The sequence below is a fragment of the Jeotgalicoccus aerolatus genome, assembly GCF_014635205.1.
Lineage (GTDB): Bacteria > Bacillota > Bacilli > Staphylococcales > Salinicoccaceae > Jeotgalicoccus > Jeotgalicoccus aerolatus.
Genome location: NZ_BMCN01000001.1, coordinates 541,332 through 559,173, shown reverse-complemented (window position 1 = coordinate 559,173; position 17,842 = coordinate 541,332). Strand labels below are relative to the sequence as shown.

15 protein-coding genes and 1 other RNA gene are annotated in these 17,842 nt (G+C 41.5%); 11 read left to right on the top strand and 5 right to left on the bottom strand.

Going from position 1 to position 17,842, the window contains the following annotated elements:
• The first annotated feature begins 54 nt into the window (after positions 1 to 54).
• The 8 genes from recJ to IEU81_RS02880 all read left to right on the top strand — a co-directional run bounded on the left by recJ (position 55) and on the right by IEU81_RS02880 (position 10,443).
• Positions 55 to 2,295 (top strand): single-stranded-DNA-specific exonuclease RecJ, encoded by a 2,241-nt coding sequence (gene recJ, locus IEU81_RS02915; RefSeq protein ID WP_186090194.1) that lies wholly within the window; start codon positions 55 to 57, stop codon positions 2,293 to 2,295.
• A gap of 13 nt (positions 2,296 to 2,308) precedes the next feature.
• Positions 2,309 to 2,827 (top strand): adenine phosphoribosyltransferase, encoded by a 519-nt coding sequence (locus IEU81_RS02910; protein WP_186090192.1) that lies wholly within the window; start codon positions 2,309 to 2,311, stop codon positions 2,825 to 2,827.
• Positions 2,828 to 2,934: 107 nt separating this feature from the next.
• Complete coding sequence (locus tag IEU81_RS02905) at positions 2,935 to 5,115, top strand: RelA/SpoT family protein (RefSeq protein WP_186090190.1); 2,181 nt, start codon at positions 2,935 to 2,937, stop codon at positions 5,113 to 5,115.
• 9 nt (positions 5,116 to 5,124) lie between these two features.
• The gene (dtd, locus tag IEU81_RS02900) at positions 5,125 to 5,577 is read left to right on the top strand and encodes a D-aminoacyl-tRNA deacylase (protein WP_092599781.1); all 453 of its coding nucleotides are present in this window, start codon (positions 5,125 to 5,127) and stop codon (positions 5,575 to 5,577) included.
• Complete coding sequence (locus tag IEU81_RS02895; RefSeq protein ID WP_092599778.1) at positions 5,577 to 6,311, top strand: N-acetylmuramoyl-L-alanine amidase family protein; 735 nt, start codon at positions 5,577 to 5,579, stop codon at positions 6,309 to 6,311. Before dtd ends, IEU81_RS02895 begins: the two co-directional genes overlap by 1 nt.
• A gap of 307 nt (positions 6,312 to 6,618) precedes the next feature.
• The gene (gene hisS, locus IEU81_RS02890) at positions 6,619 to 7,881 is read left to right on the top strand and encodes a histidine--tRNA ligase (protein ID WP_231957154.1); all 1,263 of its coding nucleotides are present in this window, start codon (positions 6,619 to 6,621) and stop codon (positions 7,879 to 7,881) included.
• Complete coding sequence (aspS, locus tag IEU81_RS02885; protein WP_186090188.1) at positions 7,882 to 9,645, top strand: aspartate--tRNA ligase; 1,764 nt, start codon at positions 7,882 to 7,884, stop codon at positions 9,643 to 9,645.
• Between the two features lie 63 nt (positions 9,646 to 9,708).
• Positions 9,709 to 10,443: a YwaF family protein gene (locus IEU81_RS02880; protein ID WP_186090186.1), complete on the top strand. Its 735-nt coding sequence runs from the start codon at positions 9,709 to 9,711 to the stop codon at positions 10,441 to 10,443.
• A 22-nt stretch (positions 10,444 to 10,465) separates the two neighbouring features.
• On the opposite strand, the gene IEU81_RS02875 is transcribed toward IEU81_RS02880, so the two are convergent.
• From IEU81_RS02875 to IEU81_RS02865, 3 genes are read right to left on the bottom strand one after another with little or no spacing between them, the layout of a single operon-like run.
• Entirely contained in the window at positions 10,466 to 12,142 is a 1,677-nt protein-coding gene (locus IEU81_RS02875) for a b(o/a)3-type cytochrome-c oxidase subunit 1 (protein ID WP_186090184.1), read from the bottom strand.
• The gene (locus IEU81_RS02870) at positions 12,135 to 12,626 is read right to left on the bottom strand and encodes a cupredoxin domain-containing protein (protein WP_092599766.1); all 492 of its coding nucleotides are present in this window, start codon (positions 12,624 to 12,626) and stop codon (positions 12,135 to 12,137) included. Before IEU81_RS02870 ends, IEU81_RS02875 begins: the two co-directional genes overlap by 8 nt.
• Before the next feature lie 11 nt (positions 12,627 to 12,637).
• On the bottom strand, positions 12,638 to 12,853 hold the full coding sequence (locus tag IEU81_RS02865) for a hypothetical protein (protein WP_143016450.1): 216 nt from the start codon (positions 12,851 to 12,853) through the stop codon (positions 12,638 to 12,640).
• A gap of 64 nt (positions 12,854 to 12,917) precedes the next feature.
• Between IEU81_RS02865 and IEU81_RS02860 the strand changes: the two genes are divergently transcribed.
• Positions 12,918 to 13,613 (top strand): Crp/Fnr family transcriptional regulator, encoded by a 696-nt coding sequence (locus IEU81_RS02860; RefSeq protein ID WP_092599763.1) that lies wholly within the window; start codon positions 12,918 to 12,920, stop codon positions 13,611 to 13,613.
• A 59-nt stretch (positions 13,614 to 13,672) separates the two neighbouring features.
• Positions 13,673 to 13,867: non-coding RNA, 6S RNA (gene ssrS / locus IEU81_RS02855), on the top strand.
• A 407-nt stretch (positions 13,868 to 14,274) separates the two neighbouring features.
• Here the strand turns inward: ssrS and IEU81_RS02850 are convergent.
• A complete protein-coding gene (locus IEU81_RS02850; RefSeq protein ID WP_092599760.1) occupies positions 14,275 to 15,573 on the bottom strand; it encodes a replication-associated recombination protein A in 1,299 nt (432 codons plus the stop codon).
• 83 nt (positions 15,574 to 15,656) lie between these two features.
• Here IEU81_RS02850 and IEU81_RS02845 point away from each other — a divergent pair, with 83 nt between their 5' ends.
• On the top strand, positions 15,657 to 16,073 hold the full coding sequence (locus IEU81_RS02845; RefSeq protein ID WP_092599758.1) for an RrF2 family transcriptional regulator: 417 nt from the start codon (positions 15,657 to 15,659) through the stop codon (positions 16,071 to 16,073).
• A gap of 69 nt (positions 16,074 to 16,142) precedes the next feature.
• Here IEU81_RS02845 and IEU81_RS02840 read toward each other — a convergent pair whose 3' ends face one another.
• The gene (locus IEU81_RS02840) at positions 16,143 to 17,828 is read right to left on the bottom strand and encodes an ABC1 kinase family protein (RefSeq protein ID WP_186090183.1); all 1,686 of its coding nucleotides are present in this window, start codon (positions 17,826 to 17,828) and stop codon (positions 16,143 to 16,145) included.
• Positions 17,829 to 17,842: the final 14 nt, after the last annotated feature.

Here is a 17,842-nt window from a genome sequence, read left to right as displayed (position 1 = left end):
CAGTAAATTAAAACGTCCGGGTTTTCCCGGGCGTTTTTTAAAAAGGTGATAATAATGTTTACTTCAAAATATACATGGCAGGTCAGAGAACGTACGGAACAATTGAGTGAAGAAATTAAAAAAGATTATAAATTAAATCATTTAGAAGCAACTCTCCTTGAAAATCGCGGCTTTACTTCACAGCGCAAAGTTGATGAAATCATGTCGCCTGCAGAATATAATTATCAGTACATGCCACAAATTAATGATGCTGCAGCACTGATAAAGAAACATCTTGAAAAAGGCTCCCGTATTTTAATTTATGGTGATTATGATGCTGACGGCATTACAAGCACAGCAATTTTATACGATGCTTTGAAATCACAAAATGAAAATGTATTTTATTTTATCCCAAACAGAATGGAGCACGGCTACGGACCAAATTACGATTTCTTTGAATTTGAAGTCGTGGGGAACGCAGACCTTGTCATTACTGTGGATAATGGTGTCGCAGCAGTCAATGAAATAGCGCTGCTGAAAGATAATGATATCGATGTGGTGATTATCGATCATCATGCTTTTCAGGAAGAAATACCCGATGCGGTTATTGTTCATGCAGCGTTTCCTGAATCTTCCTATCCATTCCAGGCTCTTGCGGGTGTGGGAACGGCATATAAAGTCCTCCAGTCACTGGATCTCGCTAAAGATGAATACCTTGGCTACGTGGCCATCGGTACAGTTGCTGACATTGTCTCTATGACAGATGAAAATAAATGTCTGGTCACTAAAGGCTTATGCGAGCTGAATGCCCGTCTGCCATTGGGACTATCATCATTATTAAAAATGAGCAGTCATTCGGGTGTGATAGATGAGGAAACTATCGGTTTTACCATTGCACCGAGGTTAAATGCAACAGGGCGCATGGATGAAGCTTCTATCGGTGTCGAGCTGTTGCTCGCGGACGATGAAAACAAGGCTTATGAGATTGCTTCAGAGATCGAAGGCTTAAATACAGAAAGAAAAGCGCTGGTTGAAGAAATATACGAAGAAGCCAAAAGTCAGGTCAATGTGGATAACGAAATAAATATTGTAGCAGGTGAAGACTGGCATCAGGGTGTTCTTGGTATTGTTGCTTCAAGGCTGGTAGATGCCTACGGCAAGCCGGCCATCGTTATGACTCGTGATTTCGACGTCTTTAAAGGGTCGGCAAGATCTGTCGAAGGTATGGATTTACTCGGTGTGCTTTTAGAATACAAGGAATTCTGTGATTCATTAGGCGGTCATTCCCAGGCATTAGGCATAACAGTTTACGAGGATTCAATGGAAGAGTTTAAAGAAACAGTGACAGCGCATTTTAATAACCTTGGTTTGAATTTAAAGCCGGTTCAGTATATCGACTATAAAATAACCGCAGATAATTTAACGCTGAAAGATTTCGAACGGATTAAACGATTAAAGCCCTTCGGCAAAGATTTTAATTCACCCGTTTTTATGATGGCCAATCAGACAGTTAAAAGTATTCGTCAGGTCGGCAAAGACCTGTCACACATTAAAATCACACTGCAGGATATTGCGATTGATGTCATCGGGTTTAAATTCGGCTATCTCCATAAGGAAGTGCAGCCGGGCGATAAAATCAGTTTAATCGGCACTTTAAATATTAATGATTTTAATCATAAGCGCAGTTTGCAGATGGTGCTGATGGATGCGAAAATTGACGACCTGCAGATTATCGACATGCGGGCGAAAAATGAACAGGATTTCACTCAAATATCAAAAGATGATATATTCGTTACAAGTGATGATAACAAAGGCAAAGAAAATTACTTCGTTTATGGCGAAGGCCTGCCGATTGCAGTAGATACCGTTGTCTTAAGAGATATTCCTTATGATCTCGAAGACTTAAAAATTACGATGAAAGGGCTGCAGGCTTCAAAAATTATCGTTATATTCAATGATAAAAATGAATTGTTCTTCGAAGGCCTGCCATCTAAACAGCTGATCGAACAGACCGATGAAATTATAAGGAATGCGAAAGATGCTTCAATTGATTTAACGATTCACGCACCTTATCTGGCTAAAAAAATCGGCACGTCCATGAAGAACTTAAAAATTATTACCGATATTTTAGCAGATTTATCACGTATTCGTCTTGAAAATGGTATAGTATATAAGGATGAAGTTCACAGCGGAATTAATATAGAAAACAGTCAATATTTAAAACGCTTAACGACTAAAATTGAAGCCGAAGCCAAACTAAAAATGTCTTCCGGCCAAAATATGAAAGATTATTTACGTACTTTAATTACAACGTAAATTGGAGGATATTATGGATTTAAAACAGTATGTATCAGAAGTTGAAAACTGGCCCAAAGAAGGTGTCAGTTTTAAAGACATTACGACAATTATGGATAACGGTCCAGCATATAAGTATGCCACTGACCAAATTGTGGAATATGCTGCAGAAAAAGATGTCGATATCGTCGTTGGACCTGAAGCTCGCGGATTTATCATCGGCTGTCCGGTCGCTTACAGTATGGGTATCGGCTTTGCTCCGGTACGTAAAAAAGGCAAGCTGCCGCGCGAAGTGCTGGAATTTGAGTATGATCTCGAATACGGTACGAACGTCTTGACTATGCACAAGGATGCGATTAAACCCGGTCAGCGCGTACTGATTACAGATGACCTCCTTGCAACAGGCGGAACGATTATGGCAACGATTAAATTAATCGAAGCGATGGGCGGCATTGTTGCTGGAATTGCATTCCTGATTGAACTGGAATACTTAAATGGAATGGAATTGCTGGAAGGTTATGATACAATTTCTCTTATCACTTATGAAAGCTAAGAAAAGCCTGTAATTACAGGCTTTTTTCTATAGGCGCTGTTTCTTTAGGCATATATTTGTAGTATTATTATTTTATTATCTAATTTTTTAAAAAGGGTGGTGTGATCATGAATAAGGAATACCCTTATGAAGCAGAAGATGTTTTTAAAATGTGCGGAGACTATCTTGATGACAGTGATATGCAAATGATTAAAAAAGCGTATGGGCTGGCGAAAGAAGCACACGAGGGTCAGTTTCGTAAAAATGGTCTGCCCTATATTGCACACCCTGTGCAGGTCGCTGGAATTCTAACCGAACTGAAACTGGATGCACCGACAATCGTGGCAGGATTTTTACACGATGTCGTTGAAGATACACAGTATACTTACGATGATTTAATCGGCATGTTCAATGAAGAAGTAGCCATTATCGTCGACGGGGTAACGAAACTAGAAAAAGTTAAATACCGTTCCCATCAGGAGCAGCAGGCTGAAAACCACCGCAAGCTCTTTATCGCTATCGCAAAAGATATACGGGTGATCTTAGTCAAGCTCGCAGACAGACTGCATAATATGCGAACGCTGAAGGCGATGCCGGAAGAGAAACAAGTGCGTATTTCAAAAGAAACGCTCGAAATCTATGCACCGTTAGCCCATCGTTTAGGTATTTCCAGTATTAAATGGGAACTGGAAGATACTGCACTCAGATATATAGATCCGGGTAAATATTTCCGTATTGTCAGCCTGATGAAGAAAAAACGCAGTGAGCGTGAAGTAGTCATTCAGGAAGCGATTGAAAAAATTGATTTCGAATTGGACGACAGCTCAGTCTCTCACAGTTTGTCCGGCCGTCCAAAACATATATACAGCATTTACAAAAAGATGCAGAAGCAGTCTAAGCAGTTCGAACAAATTTTTGACCTGCTGGCAATTCGCGTACTCGTAAAGGACGTTCGTGACTGCTATGCTGCACTCGGTATTATCCATACGATCTGGCGCCCGATGCCGGGCAGATTTAAAGATTATATTGCGATGCCGAAACCGAATATGTACCAGTCGCTCCATACGACTGTCGTCGGTCCGAACGGGGATCCGCTAGAGATCCAAATCAGAACGCATGAAATGCACGAAATTGCAGAACATGGTGTTGCGGCACACTGGGCATATAAAGAAGGTGTCGATGCAAACAAAGCATCGCTCGATGCCCGTCTGGACTGGTTTAAAGATATTGTAGGCAACGAAACAGACAATCCGGATGCCGAAGAATTTATGGCTGCGTTAAAAACTGATTTATTAAGCGATAAAGTATACGTCTTCACACCGGATGGTGATGTTATTGAACTGCCGCAGGGTGCAATACCTATTGATTTTGCCTATCAGGTCCATTCAGAAGTCGGTAATAAGATGGTCGGAGCTAAAGTTAACGGTAAAATTGTTCCGATTGACCACGTTCTTGAAACCGGAGATATTTTAGAAATTAGAACCAGCAAGCAGTCATACGGACCAAGTATTGACTGGCTTAAAATGGTGAAAACGTCTAGCGCCAGAAATAAAATACGCTCATTCTTTAAAAAAGAAGACAGAGCAGTGAATATAGAAAAAGGGCGCCAGTCAGTAGAGCTTGAAATTAAAAACCGCGGCTACAATCCCGATGATGTCATTCAGGACGATAATGTCGGCAACGTGCTTGCCCGTTATAATTTGCGGGAGGAAGATGATCTCTTTGCAATGATCGGTTTCGGCGGAGTGACAGTGAATCAAGTGACAAACCGCCTGCTTGAAAAAATTAAAGAAAAAGAAGCGGAAATTCAATCCAACCAAATAGAAGAGATAGACCGTACTCATCATTATAAAGATATTACGACTGAATCCGGAGTCTATGTCGAGGGTATGGATAATATGCTGATTAATTTATCCAAGTGCTGCAACCCGATTCCGGGCGATGATATTATCGGCTATATTACTAAAGGACATGGGGTTAAAGTTCACGTTAAAACTTGTCCGAATATCGTTCATGAAACAGAACGCCTGATCGACGTCGAATGGGTCGGCAATAAGAATGTCGACAAGCGTTATCAGGTGGATCTGGAAATTACGGGTTACGACCGAAACGGTTTAGTCAATGAAATCTTAAATTTAGTAGCGAGTTTAAAAGTGCCGATTACTAGAGTGAACGGGCTGGCTGATGAAACGAAACTGGCCAAAGTCAGTTTATCGATTATGGTGCCGAACAAACATGAACTGCACCGGACAGTTGACAGAATTAAACAGCTGAAAGACATATACAGCGTTGAACGCGTATTTAAGTGAGGGGAAAACATGAAAATTATATTACAGAAAGTTTCTCATGCACTGGTTGCCAATAACGAAATGTACAATGAAATTAACGACGGCTACTGTTTATTAGTCGGTGTCAGCAAAACATCGACTGAAGATGATGCTAGGGTGCTGGCTAAAAAGATTGCCAATGCAAGAATTTTTGAAGATAAAGACGGCAAGATTAATTTATCGATTAAAGAAGTCGGCGGAGAAATTTTAAGCGTATCGCAGTTTACTCTGTATGCGTCAACTTTAAAAGGAAATCGTCCAAGCTTTACCGAAGCTGCAGCAGGAGATGATGCGAGAGTGCTGTACAAAGTGTTTAATGAGGCGCTGAGAAGCGAAGATATCGTAGTTAAAGAGGGATTCTTCGGCGAGCATATGGATGTCAGACTGACAAATGACGGGCCGATTACTATTATTTACGAGGCCGAGGGCGGTAAAATTATCTAATGGATTCAATTAAATCAATTCTCAAAAACACTCTGAATGCAATCGGAAATTTCCTGAAGTATAAAAAGCATCTGTACGTTAAGCCGCTCTTTTTTATCATTATTGCACTCGGTATCGTTTTACTGGCAGTATACTTTTATAAAGCCGTTATACATGAGCCTGAAGAATTGATTACGATGGATTTTTCACAGAATGATCAAGTAAGTTATGATTTCAGCGGGACGACGATTGCTCTGGATCCCGGACACGGCGGCAGCGATCCAGGGGCACCGAGTCAGTATGGTGAAAATGAGGACGAGGTCGTTTACTCTATTGCATCTAAGCTGAAAGAAAAATTGACAGACAGCGGTGCAGAAGTCATTATGACCCGCGGGGAGAATGATACGGTAAGTCTCGATGACCGTAAAGTTGAAGCGGATTTGTTTATCAGTCTGCATAGTGATGCTTTTGACGATCCAGCAATATCCGGTTTCACGACCTTTTATACCTATCCAAACCAGGAAGCATTCGGCCAGCATTTGAATGCAGCGCTCGATGAACACTCTTTATTGTATAACCGGGGCAATCAGGTAATGCAGTATCAGGTCGTCTGGCAGCTGGACTACCCAGGTGTACTGATTGAACTCGGATATTTAAGCAATGAGTTTGACGATTATATTTTAAATCAGGAAGATTATCAGGATGAAATGGTGACAGCAATTACCGAAGGAATCAACAGTTATTTAAGCCGTTAGCTTGACAAAGCGAAGCAATCTGACTATTATAAAGAGAATAATTCAACTAAATAATTAATTCCAAAGCGAAGAGGATATCTATAAAAAGACACAGAGACATTCACCCGGGGCTGAAAGTGAATGCTTTAAAAGATATTTGCCGACACTTCGCAACAGGAACTGTTTATACAGCGGTGACAGCCGTTATCTGTAATAGAGTGCACGTTTTCGTGCTGAACTTAGGGTGGCACCACGACCATTTCGTCCCTTATACCGTTTTCGGTATAAGGTTTTTTTAATTTCAAAAATTTAATCCAGGAGTGATATTATGATACAGGTACCGAGAGGCACACAGGATATACTGCCGAAAGAGTCATATAAGTGGCAGTTTATCGAGAAAAAACTTCAAGAAATTGCGAAAAATTATAACTACGATGAAATCCGCACACCGATGTTCGAATCAACTGATCTGTTTGTCAGAGCAGTGGGCGGCTCAACGGATATCGTAAATAAAGAAATGTATACATTTCAGGATAAAGGGGACCGCAGCTTAACACTGCGTCCGGAAGGAACTGCACCGGTAGCCCGCAGCTATATTGAAAATAAAATGCAGCACAATGTGGAACAGCCGGTTAAGTTATTTTATGTAGCACCGATGTTCCGTTATGAACGTAAACAAAAAGGCCGATATCGTCAATTTGTACAGTTCGGCGTAGAGGCAATTGGTGTTGAAGATCCGCTGATCGACGTAGAAATTCTAAGCATGCTGATGCATATTTATCAGTCGTTCGGCTTGAAAAATCTTAAGCTGGTGATCAATTCAATCGGTGATATGGAAAGCCGCAATGAATACAATAAGGCACTTGTTGAGCATTTCTCTCCGAGAATCGGTGAATTTTGCTCGGACTGCCAATCTCGTATTCACACGAATCCAATGCGTATTTTGGATTGTAAAAAAGACAGAGACCATGAACTGGTTAAAAATGCCCCGCGCATGTATGACTATTTAAATGATGAGTCTAAAAATTACTTTGAAACAGTCAAAGCAAAACTCGATGATTTAAATATTGCTTACGCAGTCGACTACAATCTTGTACGCGGCCTCGACTACTACACGCACACAGCGTTTGAACTGATGAGCAATGCTGACGGATTTGGTGCCATTACAACATTGTGCGGCGGCGGACGTTACAACGGCCTGTTAGAAATGATGGACGGTCCGGATAAAACAGGTATTGGTTTTGCACTCAGCATTGAAAGATTAATATTAGCTTTGGAAGCTGAAGGGATAGACATCCCCAATGAAAAAGGGCTTGATTTATATGTCTGCACAATGACAGATGAAGCGCGCGATTTGGCCGGTACACTGCTCCACAAATTAAGAAACCGCGGTATCAGTGCAGATATGGACTATGAAAACCGTAAACTTAAAGCACAGATGAAAGATGCTGACAGAAAAAATGCACGGTATACAATTGTGCTGGGTGAAGATGAAATACAAAACCAGTCAGCTGATCTTAAAAATATGCAAACAGGCGAAACGAAAAAGTTATCATTCGAAGAAATGATTTCCACAATGGAGGAAATATAAATGAAACGTATATATTCAAATGAAGTCACAATAAATAAAAAAGAAGAGACTGTAAGGCTGCAGGGCTGGGTTCAAAAACGCAGAGATTTAGGCGGACTGATTTTTATCGATTTAAGAGATAAAAAAGGATTGATCCAAGTCGTCTTTAATCCGGATGTTTCAAAAGAAGCGTTAACTGTTGCCGATAAGATCCGTACGGAGTTCGTTGTCGATATACAAGGGACTGTTAAACAGCGTGATGAGAAACAGGTAAATAAAAATATTGCCTCCGGTGAAATAGAAGTATACGCTGAACATATTGAAATATTATCAAAAGCGAAAACACCGCCGTTTCAAGTAAGTGACGATAATATTAACGAAGATACGCGTCTGAAATACCGCTATATTGACTTGCGCCGTCCTAAACTGCAAAATATTTTAAAAACTCGTTCAGTGATTAATAAAGCAGTCAGAGACTTTTTAGCAGAAGAGGACTTTATGGATATTGAAACACCGGTGCTGTCTAAATCTACGCCGGAAGGTGCCCGTGATTACTTAGTGCCGTCACGTGTACACCCGGGTGAATTTTACGCACTGCCTCAGTCTCCGCAAATCTACAAGCAGCTGTTAATGCTGTCAGGCATGGAGCGCTATTACCAGATTGTTAAATGTTTCCGCGACGAGGACCTGCGTGCAGACAGACAGCCGGAATTTACACAAATTGATATAGAAAAATCGTTTACCGATCAGGAAGATATTATCGAGATGAACGAACGTTTAATCCAGCATGTTATGAAAACTGTTAAAGGGCTCGATATACCTGCGCCGTTCCCGCGTATTACTTTTGATGATGCTATGGCGCGTTACGGTGTAGATAAACCGGATACACGTTTTGGCATGGAGCTGCAGGATTTAACTGCCTTCAGTGAATCCGTTGATTTTAAAGTATTTAAATCTGCGGTAGAATCAGGCGGATCTGTTAAAGCTATCGTCGTTAAAGATGCTGCTTCAGATTACTCGCGTAAGGATATAGATAAACTGGAAGCATTCGTTAAAAATTACGGTGCCAAAGGCCTGGCATGGATGAAGATGAATGAAGAAGGACTGCAGGGACCGATTGCCAAATTCTTCGACGAAGATAAAAAATCCGAATTAAGCGAATTGCTGACTCTGGAAGCAAACGATTTAATTTTATTTGCAGCAGATAAAGATTCAGTTGTTCACGCTTCACTTGGTAACCTCCGCAATAAATTGGCTAAGGACTTAAACTTAATTGATAAAGGACAGTTCAACTTTATTTGGGTAACGGATTGGCCGCTGTTTGAATACGACGAAGAACTCGGCCGCTATTTCGCAGCGCACCATCCATTTACTTCACCTAAAGCTGAAGACATTGATAAGCTGGAGTCTGCACCACATGAAGTGAAGGCGAATGCTTACGATATCGTCTTGAACGGCTACGAGCTTGGCGGCGGTTCGATAAGAATTAATGACGCCGAATTGCAGGAAAGAATGTTCAGAGTACTCGGATTTTCAGATGAAGAACGCGACAGCCAGTTCGGTTTCTTAATAGAAGCCTTTAAATATGGTGCCCCGCCGCACGGCGGCATTGCTTACGGACTCGACCGTTTTGTGATGCTCTTAACAGGATCCGACAATATTAGAGACGTGATTGCCTTCCCTAAAACACAAAATGCAAGCGACTTAATGATGGATGCACCGTCAGATGTGTCAAAAGACCAATTAAAAGAACTTCATATAGACCTGGATGTTGAAAAAGACTAGGCAAATTAGGTAAACTGAGATTGTAACAATCTCAGTTTATTTATTATATTCAAGGAGGCGCATATGCAGTCATTTCTCGATCCAAACGCACCGCTGGTACAAATAGGAGATATGAACCATTTGATGTATCTTATCGGTATTTCTGTTATTTTGTTTGCAGTATTCACATTTCGTAAGCAGATTAAGGAATACCCTAAGCAGGTCATGCTTGGAATATTAATTGTAGCTGTTGTCCAGCGCATTATTAGTGCCAGTTACTACTTTATTGTTGGTGAATTCACTGTAACAGATTCCTTGCCGCTGCATATTTGCAGAGTCGTGTGTTACTTAATCATCATCCAATTTTTTGTTAGGAAACCATGGCTGGATCAGGTTATTTTTTATTGGGGAATTTTTGCATATGCATCATTTGTTTACCCTGTCGGAATATCTCCGGCAATTCACATGCTCGGTATTTCATTCTTTATGCTCCACAGCCTAATAATTATCTATCCCATTATCCGTTCATTTATTAACGGATTCGTACCGTCAATTCGGGGAGCATTGCAGGCAGCAGTCACGTTTGCTGTTTACTTAACGTGTATGCAGCTGTTAAACAATGCAATCGGCAGTAATTATTTCTATACGGAAGACAGGCCGTTTCTGAATGATTTAAACGAACCTGTATATTTCTTCCTGAATATGTTCGGTATAGGAATCGGTTTTGTAATTGTTGCCCTGATCATTCATTTAGTAATTAATTATTTTCAAGCAAAAAAGTTAAAAACAGAAAATAGCAAAGAAAAAACACTGGTATAAAACCAGTGTTTTTTCTTTGAATTTACCAGAGTTTAAAGCCTTTGGCACCAGGAATGTTTTCTGTAAACATTTGAGTGATCGGTACTGTATAGGCAATTAAAATCAGGAATATAGTAATGATAATCAGTAAGCGCCAGTTTTCAACCCATTTTAAGAGTGGTGCATCCTGATCCATGAATCTTGCTACAGGGAACTCTTCAGCTTGGTCTGCCTTCGGTCCTGTAATCAGTTTTAAGAACATGAGAATCGCTATAATAATTGCAATCAGCAGGAAGGATCCGCCGACAGCCTGCATCACTTGATATGTGATCCATTCGTTTGCAATTTCAGCTCCGCCGTATTCTGAGTACTGTGAGCGTCTCGGTGCACCGCGAAGACCTGCCCAGTGCATTGCAAATGACATAATACCCATGCCGAATGCCCAAGTATAAGCGAGGAATAATCCGAGTCTGTTCGCAATTTTATCAATTTTTCTTCCTGTAATATGCGGAAGCAGAAACAGCATTGCTGCAAAGTAAGTCAGAATAACAGGTGCACCAACAGTAATGTGGAAGTGACCCACCACCCATATCGTGTTATGTATCACCTGGTTCATTTGACCTGATGCGTTAATAATACCTCCGAGTCCGCCTGGAATGAAGAATAACATGCCGATAAAGACCAGTACAAAGCGCGCATCAGTCCAAGGCAGTTTCTTAAACCAGTCGAGGAGTCCTTTCGCACCCTGTGACCGTCCGTAAGTCTCAAATACTGCAAACATACTGAAAGCTGTCATCAGTGACGGAACGATAACCATAAAGGTTAAGACAACCTGCAGTCCTTTCCAGAACGCATCGATACCGGGATCGACAAGCTGGTGGTGAATACCTACAGGAATACTGAAGAATAAAAACAGTACGAATGCTAAACGGGCTAAGTTATCTGAAAAACCGCGGCCGCCAAGTACTTTAGGAATAACTACGTACCAGACCATATAGGCCGGCAGCAGCCAGAAGTAAACGAGCGGGTGGCCGAAGTACCAGAATAAAGTACGGCTTAAGGTGATGTTTATCGTGTCGACCCAGCCGAGGGACCATGGAATAAACTGGAATAAGACGGTCGCTGCCACACCGATTGTACAAACAATCCACATGACATTGTTAATTGCCGTCATGTAGCTTAACAGGGGTGACTTATGTCCTTTATTTTCCTTTTTCCATCTGAAGTATCTCATTAGCTGTCCTGCAACAGAAATCCATGTACCGATGATTACAAGTGCTAAACCGATGTAGTGGATAACATGAGCCTGCAGGGGAGCGTAAAATGTATAAAGTACACTTGCTTCATTAAGCGCGATCATCGTTGCCGACATTAAAGTACCGGCAGTCATTACCGCAAATCCAATCCAGCCCAGACGACGCTCTGTATTACTAAACGCACCAGCAGTTCTGGATAAGGCTGCGATTTGGAATCCCATAATGAAGAAGAAAGTCATTACCAGCGCTAATACGACACCGTGCAGTGTTAACAGCTGGTAATAGCCGATGCCAAACGGCAGTTCGAATTGTCCAGAGCGGACGAGCGTCTGAAGTAGACCCGCAGTACCGCCGATAATGAGTGCGAATGCCACCCAGGCCATGTTGGCAAGAACGAGTTTGCCATCTCTTTTATCAACTTTAGTTTTACTTGAGAAAATTTCTTCACCAGTGTAGTTACTCATTGTCAGCACCTCCTGCAACAACATTAATCATAGAAGTCATATCCGTATGGCCGACACCGCAATATTCATTACAAACAATTAGATGTTCGCCGGGTTCATCGAATGTCATTTCATATGTAGAGATTAAACCAGGTTCGGCAATCATGTTAATGTTAGTGCCGACCACTTGGAAACCGTGAACCACATCTGGGCTCGTTACATGAATTTTTACTGTTGAACCAGAGGGGATTTCAACTTCTCCAGGTTCGTACATAAATGCACTGGCAACGAAGTACAAATCATAATCGTAGTCATCGTCAGCTGATTCTTTTAAGCCGGGTTCTTTAAAACGGGCATCATCGCGAACGTGTTCCGGATTAATTGTTTCAATGCCGCTTGCAGCAGGTGTGTGGCCGCCGTGAACAGCTGAAATACCGATAATAATTAAAAATATAGCTAGAGACGCTGTTCCGGCAGAAAGCCAGATTTTCTCGAATTTATGCATATCGTTTCACCTTACATCCTTTCCATAAATAATATAAATACTGCGAACCAGCTTAAAACCATTAGTCCGCCAATTGTCATAACCATCATAAAGGTGCCGCGCAAGTCCAGCTTATGATGATCATCCGCATCATGATGCTGTTTTTCTTCTTCGTTTCTGTCCTTTTTCTCAGTCATGTTTTCACCTTCTTTTACGTTTTCTATAGGTAAATTGTAAAATACTTTCATTTTTAAAAAAGTGATAAATATCACATTTTGTGATAAAATTTAATTAAATAATGGAGGGATAATTATGACTGAAAACACTATATTTTATCCTGAACGTCTGATTGGTTTAATCAAAGAAAAAGGTAATATAATCAGCATGAAGAAGGGTGAATACATATACCATCCGGGAGATCCGACAGATTATATATACACAGTAAAAAGCGGTCAGGTTTTTATCAGCAGAATGCAGTCAGAAGGCATAGAGCTGGCAACGAACCTGCTCGATGAAAATGGAATATTCGGTGCGGTGACTCTGTTTTGCGGACCGAAAACACATGCAGCCTCAGCCAAGGCAAAGACCGATGCTGTTGTAGTGCGCCTGCCGCAAAAATCATTTGAGTCGATGATTCTTGAAGATGAGCTGATAAAAAACGAGTGGATGCAGTGGATGGAAATTGACCGTCAGCGTGCGATGACTAAAATGCGCGACAGCGTGATGTACGGCAAGCTTGGCGCTGTGTGTTCAAATTTAATCAGAATGTCTAACTCATTTGGGGAAACCGTGCCGGAAGGTGTGCGAATTTCGGTAAAGATTACCAATCAAGAACTCGGTCTGATGTGCGGCACTTCAAGAGAAGTCGTCAGCAGGCTGCTGGGTGAACTGAAAAAAGAGGGGATTATTTCAGTTCAGCAAAAAATTATTACCATTCATAATATCGAAAAACTTCGCCATCTGATCAATTGCGAAAACTGTCACATCGATATTTGCCAAGTGTTTTAAAGCGCTTTCAAGCTTTTTGTTTTACTTCTAGAAAAAATGTGGTATTATAATATTAATAGAAATTCCTGAAGAGTTCGTGATGTGTTGAATTATATTTTGACCTAACACTTTTTTTATCGGGAGCTTAATAGGTTTTCCTTCGAAAAACATGCCTATGTATGTTGTAGGACGTTTGGAGTCGGAAACAGGGCACCCACCTGCAAATAGCAGGCCAAAATAATCAACTATAACACACGGCTTAAGTTGGGTATTTCGGTAGTCATCAAGTTTACTTGATGGCTATTTTTTTGTGGGTTTTTGGGCTCTGGCTTACATAGGGCGGATGAAAAATTATGTTTGAGCGACTGACTTGCGATAAGCGAGTCAGTAGGGCGCTTTGGGTTTCGGGTGGTCCGACAGTGTCATTCAAAGTGATTTGACTGACAGTGTACCAAGATTTGAGGATAAACTAAGTTCATTTCCAGTATTTTGGTCCGACAGTGTCATTCAAAGTGATTTGACTGACGGTGTACCAAGATTTAAGGATAAACTAAGTCAATTCCCGTCATTTTGATCCGACAGTGTCATTCAAACTGATTTGACTGACAGTGTACCAAAATCGATATCTCCAAAAATCAAAAACACCCGCCAAAATTGGCGGGCTATACCTATCACAAAGCAATTATTTTTTTCGACCATAATTACTGTCTTTATTCATTTTCTTTAAGTTATGGTAAATTTCACTTAATGATGCTTCGTATTTACTGATACCGTCGTCTTTAAAGTAACGTTTATCGATTAGACTGTCCGGCAGATATTGCTGGGCGACAACGTGATTTGGATAATTGTGCGGGAATTTGTAACCGACTGCGTTGCCGAGTTCTTTGGCGCCTTTGTAATGACCGTCGCGCAGGTGTCTAGGCATAGCGCTGCCGCGTCCTTTTCTGACGTCCGACAATGCACTGTCTATACTGGAAATCGCTGTATTGGATTTTGGTGACAGCGCCAGTTCTATGACTGCCTGGGATAAAGGAATTCGAGCTTCAGGAAATCCGAGTCTTTCTGCGCTGATAATTGCATCGAGTGTGCGGGATGCGATGTTCGGATTAGCGAGTGATATATCTTCATAACTGATGACTAAAAGCCTTCTGGCAATTGTCACAAGATCTCCGGCTTCAATCAATCGGGCCAGATAGTGAAGTGAGGCATCGACATCGCTGCCGCGGATTGATTTTTGCAGACCGCTCATGACGTCGTAGTGCATGTCTCCGTCTTTATCGTGTAAGAAAGCGGATTTCTGCATGCAGTCGAGTGCATCCTGCAAACTGATATTTACCGTTCCGCTGTCATCTTTTTCTGTACTTAAAGCAGCGAGTTCGAGGGCATTTAATGCACTTCTGACATCACCGTGAGCTGAACTGACAAAGTGTTCCACGGCTTCTTCATCGATTTTAATATCCATGTCACCGAGGCCGCGTTCTTTATCTTCTAAAGCACGGTGGACTGCTGCTTTGATATCTTCAGTATCCAGCGGCTCCAATTCGAAAATCTGCGTCCTGGAGCGAATGGCCGGATTAATGGCATGGTATGGGTTGGATGTTGTTGCACCGATTAAAATAATGGTGCCTTTTTCAAGATGGGGCAGCAGGAAATCCTGCTTCGCCTTATCAAGACGATGAATTTCGTCGAGGAGTAAGATTACACTGCCGCTCATCTTACCTTCTTCTGCCACTATCTGCATATCTTTTTTCGTATCTGTTACTGCGTTCAGCGTACGAAATTTATATTGTGTTGATCCTGCTATCGCACTGGCAATACTCGTCTTGCCAATACCCGGCGGACCGTAAAGTATCATTGAAGACAGTCTTTTCGCGTCGACCATCCGTCTGATAATGCCGCCTTTACCAACGAGATGCTGCTGTCCGAGCACTTCGTCAATCGATTCGGGCCTCATGCGGTAACTTAATGGTTGTTTATTCATAGTTATTCACCTTATTTTAAAAGATATGTTATATTTAATTATAATATAAAAAACATATGAACTAAAATTATTGAGGTGTAACAATGAAAATATCCACTCGCGGAAGATACGGTTTATATTTTATGCTGACACTGGCGAAAGATTACGGTGTTAAAAAGCGGAGTGTTAAATCTGTCGCAACAGAGCGCGATATCAGTGATTTGTATTTAGAGCAAATCGTTGCGAATTTAAAAAAAGACGGACTGGTTAAGAGCACAAGAGGGGCTTACGGCGGTTATGAGCTGAACTATGCTCCGGATGAGATTACTGTCGGTCAGGTTTTCAGTGCAGTTGAGGAAAATATTATGATCGTCGATGCTGACAATCAGGAAACTAAAAATGAAAGTTTTCTGTGGAAACGTGTCAGAGATGCTGTGAATGATGTACTGGATCATACGACACTACATGATATTGTAGACAATGATACCGATGAATTCGACGGCTATATGTTCTATATATAAGATAAAATCCGTACGCTGGCTTCCCGATTATTCAGGGAGTCAGACGTACGGTTTTTTTCTGTTAAATATTTAAAACCGGCCGGATTTAACAATGGACCAGAGCAGCCAAACAAACATGCCCATTGCGAAGATTGCTGCGATTTCAATAATTGGTATTCTGAATATAATACTGCCTTCACCTAAAATAGCTGAGCCGACGATTAAGCCGACCATGACTATACTGAAGGCGAGTAAAACAATACTGAAGGACAGCCTGTTAATGACTCTGTCCAAGTGTTTGGAAAATTCTGAGCGTCCTTTAACATCAATTTCTATCGGCAGATTTTGATTTCTTAATCCTTTAGAGAAAGTATGGACATTTTCTGTGACTTCTCTCAGTTCGCTGCCGAGCTGCTGTACTTCATCGATTTGGAAATTCAGCAGGTTTTTTGGATTGTAGCGTTCTAAGAGGAGCGCTTTGCCAAAAGGTTCGGCAACATCCATAATACTGAAATCCGGATCGAGCTGGCTGACGACACTTTCAAGTGTCAGCAGGGTTTTTGCCAGTATTGTAAAATCCTGCGGCAGTTTAATTTTATATTTATTGGAAATGCCAAATAAATCGTTCACTGCATCGCTGAAATTAAGTTTGGCGAGCGGAACATCGTAATACTTATCCCGCATAATTTCTGCCTCGCGGTTAAGATCGCGTATGGATACGTCAGCCGGAACAACACCCATTTTTACAATGGATTTAACGACACCATCTGAATCATGTTTCATTAGGGAAATCAGCAGTGAACCAAAGTTATTTTTAAGATCACTGGTCAGCCGGCCAACCATGCCAAAGTCTAAAAAGACGACAGTGCCGTCATCGAGTACATTGACATTGCCTGGATGCGGATCTCCGTGGAAGTAGCCTTCTTCAAAAATTTGTTTAAAAATAGAACGCGCTAACGTATCTGCGACCATGCTTCTGTTAATGCCGAGTTCATCCAGTTTTTTCAGCTGGTTAACTGGTGTACCCTTTATAAAGTCCATGACCATGACATTTTTAGAAGAATAATCCCAATATATTTCAGGTATTTTTACCTTTTTATCATTGCGGTGAGTTTTACCGATACGCTCAACATTTCGAGCTTCGATCGTGTAATCCAGTTCGTTAATCAGGGCATCTGAAAACTCATCGATCATATCGGTCACTTGATAGTTACGGGCCCATTCGAGATTGGCTTCCGCAAGCAAAGCGAGGTGACGGAGTATTTCAAGGTCGGTCCGGACAGTTTTTTCAATGTTCGGACGTTGTACTTTAACTGCGACATCTTCGCCGGTATGGAGCATAGCCCGGTGAACCTGGCCGATAGATGCTGAGCCGACTGGCACATCGTCAAAAATCATAAAAATATCATCGATATCCGCTTCCAGTGATTCTTCGATCAGGGCGCGTGCATCTGACGCTGGAAAAGGAGAAACATGACTTTGAAGTTTTTCCAGTTCATTGATTAAATCCGGCGGCAGTAAATCAGCACGTGTGGAAGCAATCTGTCCAAGTTTAATAAAAGTCGTGCCCATTTCTTCGATAAAAATCCGTATTCTCTCGGCATACGTTTTTTCCAGATATTCATCGTTCTGCTGGCGGAGAAGAATACGTTTAGGCAGGGAAAGTACCCGGTCTAAACCGATTTCTTCAATGATGAAGCCGAGTCCGCTTTTTGAAAACTGCATCGCAATTTCCCGGTAGCGGTTAATATATTTTACCCGTGTCTGAAGGCTCATAGCCGGTCACTCCT

What these genes read in the sequence shown, in the direction of transcription:
- recJ (WP_186090194.1), top strand. Translation starts at nt 55, where the DNA reads ATGTTTACTTCAAAATATACATGGCAGGTCAGAGAACGTACGGAACAA.
- IEU81_RS02910 (WP_186090192.1), top strand. Translation starts at nt 2,309, where the DNA reads ATGGATTTAAAACAGTATGTATCAGAAGTTGAAAACTGGCCCAAAGAA.
- IEU81_RS02905 (WP_186090190.1), top strand. Translation starts at nt 2,935, where the DNA reads ATGAATAAGGAATACCCTTATGAAGCAGAAGATGTTTTTAAAATGTGC.
- dtd (WP_092599781.1), top strand. Translation starts at nt 5,125, where the DNA reads ATGAAAATTATATTACAGAAAGTTTCTCATGCACTGGTTGCCAATAAC.
- IEU81_RS02895 (WP_092599778.1), top strand. Translation starts at nt 5,577, where the DNA reads ATGGATTCAATTAAATCAATTCTCAAAAACACTCTGAATGCAATCGGA.
- hisS (WP_231957154.1), top strand. Translation starts at nt 6,619, where the DNA reads ATGATACAGGTACCGAGAGGCACACAGGATATACTGCCGAAAGAGTCA.
- aspS (WP_186090188.1), top strand. Translation starts at nt 7,882, where the DNA reads ATGAAACGTATATATTCAAATGAAGTCACAATAAATAAAAAAGAAGAG.
- IEU81_RS02880 (WP_186090186.1), top strand. Translation starts at nt 9,709, where the DNA reads ATGCAGTCATTTCTCGATCCAAACGCACCGCTGGTACAAATAGGAGAT.
- IEU81_RS02875 (WP_186090184.1), bottom strand. Translation starts at nt 12,142, where the DNA reads ATGAGTAACTACACTGGTGAAGAAATTTTCTCAAGTAAAACTAAAGTT.
- IEU81_RS02870 (WP_092599766.1), bottom strand. Translation starts at nt 12,626, where the DNA reads ATGCATAAATTCGAGAAAATCTGGCTTTCTGCCGGAACAGCGTCTCTA.
- IEU81_RS02865 (WP_143016450.1), bottom strand. Translation starts at nt 12,853, where the DNA reads ATGAAAGTATTTTACAATTTACCTATAGAAAACGTAAAAGAAGGTGAA.
- IEU81_RS02860 (WP_092599763.1), top strand. Translation starts at nt 12,918, where the DNA reads ATGACTGAAAACACTATATTTTATCCTGAACGTCTGATTGGTTTAATC.
- IEU81_RS02850 (WP_092599760.1), bottom strand. Translation starts at nt 15,573, where the DNA reads ATGAATAAACAACCATTAAGTTACCGCATGAGGCCCGAATCGATTGAC.
- IEU81_RS02845 (WP_092599758.1), top strand. Translation starts at nt 15,657, where the DNA reads ATGAAAATATCCACTCGCGGAAGATACGGTTTATATTTTATGCTGACA.
- IEU81_RS02840 (WP_186090183.1), bottom strand. Translation starts at nt 17,828, where the DNA reads ATGAGCCTTCAGACACGGGTAAAATATATTAACCGCTACCGGGAAATT.